This window comes from Pseudomonas sp. AGC41, from assembly GCF_057334555.1.
Genome location: NZ_JBHFJB010000067.1, coordinates 61,779 through 65,762, shown reverse-complemented (window position 1 = coordinate 65,762; position 3,984 = coordinate 61,779). Strand labels below are relative to the sequence as shown.

Here is a 3,984-nt window from a genome sequence, read left to right as displayed (position 1 = left end):
GCCGCCTGGGTGGCGGCTGGCCGGTTCTCAGCCGGCCCTCGATCTGGACCGAGACGATCACTGTGTCGCGGCTGACCCGATGGAATTCACGTAACAACGCCAGGCGATGCTCGCTGGCCTGGATATGCAGAAACAGTTGCAGACAAAAAATACAGTCCACCGCGTTTGCGGACAGCCCGAGGGTGAACGCAGAACTCGGGAACGTCCTGACCCGCTCAAGTAAAGCTTCGTCGTGGTGGGCGAGCGCGTGATCAAGCATTTGCGGCGACGGGTCCGCCGCCAGGATCACCCGGTTGGCATGCTCGGCCAACACCGGCCAGAAGCGCCCCGCCCCGCACGCCACATCCAGCACCAGGCCGGGCTCGCCGGCAGCCTTCAGAGCGTTGCGCACCAGTTGCTCGTCACGCCAGAACACCAGGCGCAACCGCCGAGGCGCCGGTTGACGGCACGTTTGCGCATGCTCCTGCTCGTGCTGTCGGGTGAACTCAAGCTCGACGGTCGATGGGGATTGCCCGGACATACTCACAGCTCATTAAAAATAAGTGAGCAACAGCTTAAACAGTGCCGCGTGAAAAAAAGGTGTAGGAAATTTCTACTCACGGGCCAGCACGCCGTCGATCACTGCACCGCGACAACCGGCAAACATGTCCAGCTCCTGGTGGTAGACCTTGCTGTTGACCTCCAGCAGCCCGAGCATCGAATGAAACAGGTTGTCCTGGCTGAGGGGTTTATCCCGGCTCAGTTGCAGGCAATGCGTATCGACCGAGAAGGCTTTCTGATAACCGTCGGAGAACCAGGCCAGCATCGCCACATGCTTCTGTTGCTCCGGAGCGAGCATATAAGGTGTGCCGTGGAGGAACAGGTTGTATTCGCCAAGCGACTCGCCATGGTCCGACAGGTACAGCATGGCCGTGTCGACCTTGTCCTGATTTACCCGCAGCAGGTCAATCAGGGTCGACAGCACATGGTCGGTGTACACCAGCGTATTGTCGTAGCCGTTGACGATGCTTTCGCGGCTGCAATTGTTCAACGCGTTGCTGTCACACACCGGGGTGAAATGCTCGTACTCCTTGGGATAACGCTTGAAGTATTCCGGCCCGTGGCTGCCCATCTGGTGCAACACCAGCACGGTGTCCTTGTCGAGGGTGTCGATGAACTGCTGCAGACCCTGGAGCAGGATCTCATCGCGGCATTCACTGTTGGCACACAGGGCCGGGTCCTTGAGATTGCTCACATCCTGCACCACAACCCGATCACAGGTGCCCTTGCAGCCGGACTGGTTGTCGCGCCAGATCACTTCCAGTCCAGCGCGCTTGAGCACATCCAGCAGGCCCTCTTCGTTCTTGGCCTTGCTCGCGTCGTAGTTCTTACGACCCATATTGGAAAACATGCACGGCACCGACACGGCGGTCTCCGTGCCGCAGGAATGCACGTCGGTAAAGGCAATCAGGCCGGCCTCTTTATCCAACTGCGGCGTGGTATCGCGGTGATAACCGAGAATGCCGAAGTTCTCCGCACGCGCGCTCTCGCCCACCACCAGCACCGTCAGGGATTTGTGCCCATGGGTTTGCCAGGCCGGGTTGCGCTGCGCATCCTCGCCCAACGTAACGAACGGCTGTTTGGCCGAGGCGACCTGCTCGCGCAAGTAGCCGATCGAGGCGCCAATGTAGTTGCTCGGCACCACCATCAGGTGCAACTCGTGATGATTGCGAAACAGCGAAGACAACCCTTGGTAATTGATCAGGGCAACCCCGCCCAACAGCGCAGCCGAGACGACGCCGACGAGCAACTTGCTTAATAACTCCCTGGGCCAGCGACGATAACTTATCGGTGTCTTGAACAATAACCAGGCAGGCAACACACCTAACAGCAACAGGTAGCCAAACAACTTTAATGACAACAGGTCGCGCACTTCCGTGGCATTGGTTTCGGCAAAGTTACGCAACATGCCGGCATCGATCAAAACACCGTATTGGGCCATGAAATAAGCGACCCCGGCGCTGATCATGAACAACAACATCAACAACGGTTTGAGCAGCGGACGGAACGCCACCAGTGTCAGCACCAGGTTGAACGCGCAGAAGACCATCACGGCAAACGCCACGCACAGCAACACACCGTGTCCGTCCGCCGCCGTAATGGCGAGCAGGTGTTGCCAGAGAATGGCGTTGAAGGCCACTAATAAAAAGGCACTGGCGACCAGCGTCACCCACTCGGGGCGCACGGCTTTAATAGTCAGCATGAGGGTTGGAAACTTCCTGAAAGTTGCTCTTTAAAAAGACCTGCCGTAGGCAAATGTGAAAAATTCATTTGCTACGGCAACACAAACTTTAGGCAGCTCGCCATCAATTTTTCGTGAAAAAGTTGCTATTAAATTATTTTTCAACAACTACTTTAAAACGCTTCAGGCCTGGTTCAGGTACCAACGCCAATCCTGCTCGCCAACCTCGCCCATGAACTGGCGATATTCGGCACGCTTGACCGCCAGGTAGACGCCAAGGAATTCATCACCCAACGCTTCCCGCGCCCATGTCGAAGATTCAAGGGCACGTAAGGTGGTCAGCCAGTCGGTGGGCAACAATTGGCTCGCCTGGGCGTAGCCGTTGCCCTCGACAGGCGCTCCGGGATCGCGCTGTTCGCGTATGCCTCGATGGATACCCGCCAGGATCGCCGCTGCGGCCAGGTACGGATTGGCATCGGCACCACAGATCCGGTGTTCGATGTGCCGGGAAAAGGCCGGGCCACCCGGGACTCTCAAGCTGACAGTGCGGTTGTCCACGCCCCAGGTCGCGGCCAGCGGCGCGTAGCTGTGGCTTTGGAAACGGCGGTAGGAGTTGGCGTTCGGGCAAAACAACAGCAGCGAATCGAGCAAGGTCGCGAGCATCCCGCCCACCGCATGACGCAGCAACGGCGTACCGTCGGCGGCTTCACTGGCAAACAGGTTATTGCCCTCCCGGTCGGCGAGACTGACATGCATGTGCATGCCGGAACCCGCCAGGTGATCGAACGGCTTGGCCATGAAACAGGCCGCCATACCGTGCTGGTGCGCCACGCCCTTGACCAGCCGTTTGTAGCGCACTGCGTCATCCATGGCTTGCAGGGCATCGGTGCGGTGTTCAAGGGTGATCTCGACCTGCCCCGGCGCGTATTCGGAAATGGCCGTACGGGCCGGGATGCCCTGCAGCTTGCAGCCCGCATAAAGATCAGCAAGGAAGGGCTCGATCTGCTCCAGCTCACGCAAACCATAGACCTGGGTGGAACGCGGCCTGCTCCCATCTGCGTCCCGCGCCGGTTGCGGCCGCCCCTCGCTGTCCCGTTGCGCATCCAGCAGGTAGAACTCCAGCTCCGCCGCCATCACCGGGTAATAACCCTCCGCCTGCAAGGCTTCGATCACCCGACTGAGCAGATAGCGCGGATCGGCAATGGCTGCCGGCATACCCTCCCGGGGATGCATGCCGACTTGCACGGCGGCGGTAGGAATCCGCCGCCACGGCATGCGCTGCAAACTGTCGCTGATGGGGTAGGCACGACAATCGATATCACCGACGTCCCAGACCAGGCCAGAGTTCTCCACATCATCGCCATTGAGCGTCAGCCCGAGGATCGTACTCGGCAGCGGCCGGCCACTCTGGTAGACCGCGAGCAGTTCGTCCCGATGCAGCCACTTGCCCCGAGGCACACCGTTGTTATCCACGATAAACAACTCGAACAGTTCGATATCCGGATTCTGTGCCAGGAACGCCTGGGCTTGCTGCACGGAGGCAAAAGAAGATTCGACAAGGCTCATGGGAATGCTCGTATTTTCGTGTCGGACGGGCGATCAGGCACCGTCATCCTGTGCTCGCTATCAACGAGCACGGTTCAAGGAATCAACAGGAAATACGGCCATCCGGAGGACGTGCGTGGCGACAATGCCAGAGGGCCCAGAACGCCAGTTCACAGGGCAGCGCAAAGGATGACGGGGCAAGGGCAGACGGGCGCGGG

Annotated in this window: 3 protein-coding genes; all 3 read right to left on the bottom strand. The window is 59.3% G+C overall.

The annotated features are described in order from the left end of the window. The coding region (locus tag ACE04F_RS12950) for a class I SAM-dependent methyltransferase (protein WP_486107209.1) at window positions 1–520 on the bottom strand (520 nt) is incomplete at its 3' end. Window positions 521–592: 72 nt separating this feature from the next. Then, window positions 593–2,242: a phosphoethanolamine transferase gene (locus tag ACE04F_RS12945; RefSeq protein WP_486107207.1), complete on the bottom strand. Its 1,650-nt coding sequence runs from the start codon at window positions 2,240–2,242 to the stop codon at window positions 593–595. Window positions 2,243–2,404: 162 nt separating this feature from the next. Continuing rightward, window positions 2,405–3,787 (bottom strand): glutamine synthetase family protein, encoded by a 1,383-nt coding sequence (locus ACE04F_RS12940; RefSeq protein ID WP_486107205.1) that lies wholly within the window; start codon window positions 3,785–3,787, stop codon window positions 2,405–2,407. Window positions 3,788–3,984: the final 197 nt, after the last annotated feature.

What these genes read in the sequence shown, in the direction of transcription:
- ACE04F_RS12940 (WP_486107205.1), bottom strand. Translation starts at nt 3,787, where the DNA reads ATGAGCCTTGTCGAATCTTCTTTTGCCTCCGTGCAGCAAGCCCAGGCG.
- ACE04F_RS12945 (WP_486107207.1), bottom strand. Translation starts at nt 2,242, where the DNA reads ATGCTGACTATTAAAGCCGTGCGCCCCGAGTGGGTGACGCTGGTCGCC.